The organism is Clostridium lundense DSM 17049 (assembly GCF_000619945.1).
GTDB lineage: Bacteria > Bacillota > Clostridia > Clostridiales > Clostridiaceae > Clostridium_AO > Clostridium_AO lundense.
Window position 1 is genome coordinate 1 of sequence record NZ_JHVC01000051.1, and the last position, 1,563, is coordinate 1,563.

The 1,563-nt window shown below is 26.6% G+C and carries 1 protein-coding gene; it reads right to left on the reverse strand.

Translation table 11 applies throughout. The annotated features are described in order from the left end of the window. Window positions 1-361: 361 nt before the first annotated feature. Entirely contained in the window at window positions 362-1,300 is a 939-nt protein-coding gene (locus T514_RS0121960) for a GNAT family N-acetyltransferase (RefSeq protein ID WP_423219371.1), read from the reverse strand. Window positions 1,301-1,563 lie beyond the last annotated feature (263 nt).

The following is a 1,563-nucleotide window of genomic DNA, read 5'->3' on the forward strand; positions in this document are numbered from 1 at the left end:
AGCTCATCGCTATTTTAAACAGTTTCCTGTTTGAATTGACTGGTTTCTCTTCTCTGTTTAATTTTCAAAGACCATGTCGCTTCATGCGACTTTTACATAATATCATTTTTGTTTTTCTTTGTCAACATGTTTTTTTATTTTTTTACTAAAAAACTTTTATGTTGACTTTTTTGCCTTTAGTTTCTTCAACTTTCAGCATTTGTTTGCCGCATCTCTCAGCGACATGTGTTATTCTATCACAATTATTCTGTGCATCTGATGATTAATAGCTGATTTCTATAAAATAAATAGTTATATCTCTTAAATTCTACCTTTTCCTTTAACTTTTTCATGTGGACACGCTTGATACGGTTGTGGGGATTTATTTGATTTTCCTTAGTTTATAAAATGTAATATGATCTCTCCACTTTCCATTAATGTAAAGGTAATCCTCATTTACTCCTATTTCTTTAAAGTCACAAGCCTTTAATACATTTTGTGACCTATGATTATCTACTAAGGTAGATGCTTCTACTCTATGAAGATCTAATTCATTAAAAGCATAATCCACTGCTAACATTAGTGCATCTTTCATATAACCTTTCCCTTGTTCTTCTTTATCTATAGAATATCCTACAAAACAATTTCTAAATATCCCCATGACAATGTTAGATAATTGTATTTTGCCTATAAACTTATTGTCTTTATATATTCCAAAGTTAAATGAAGTGCCATTTAAAAACTGTTTGTAATTTTCCATTAAAATTCTCTTTTGAACAAGTAAGGTATAAAAATTGTTTTCCCTTGTTGGTTCAAAAGGTTCTAAATGCTCTTTATTTCTTATATAATATTGCAATACTTCTTCTCCATTTTCAGGCGTCAATAATTTAAGATCTACATTTCTCCCTCTCAATAATACTTTTCTTATGATATTTTTCCCAAATGTCTCTTTATCTATACCAAATAATACCTCATCTTTATATGCGTTATCTTTTATAATACTATTAGCAATAATTCCTTCCAGTTCAAATCCCAAATCTGTAAAAGATGCTAGCTTTACATCCTCTTCTGCTAATACATTTATCTTAAATATGCCCATATTCTTAAATAAAGTTATAAGAAATTTATTCAGGGAACTTTTTAGATATTGATAGCTTTCTTCCCCTTTTTTATAAAATCGTATTCTAAAACAACAATATCTATTTTCCTTTGATAAATCAATTATATATACTCGTCCTATAGTAATACCTAAAGTATCTCTAATTATATATTCATTAACACTTCCCTGAGCTAATTGAATATTAACTTCTTTCAAATCCACTATAGATCTCCCCTATCATAAATTAAGATAAAATTTCTTTTGTATTTTTATATATTAAATATAAAAACTATAGCTATTATTAATGATATAAATACAAACCTTATATATACAACTTTATCAAATATAAAATCCACCAAATAACCTACCTACTGCAAATATTCTAAAAAACAGAACTAAATAAAATGAAATTTTATTTTCATTAAAGCTATTATTATAATGTTGTTTTTATTTTTCATAGCTTTACTCCAAAACTACTTAATAAT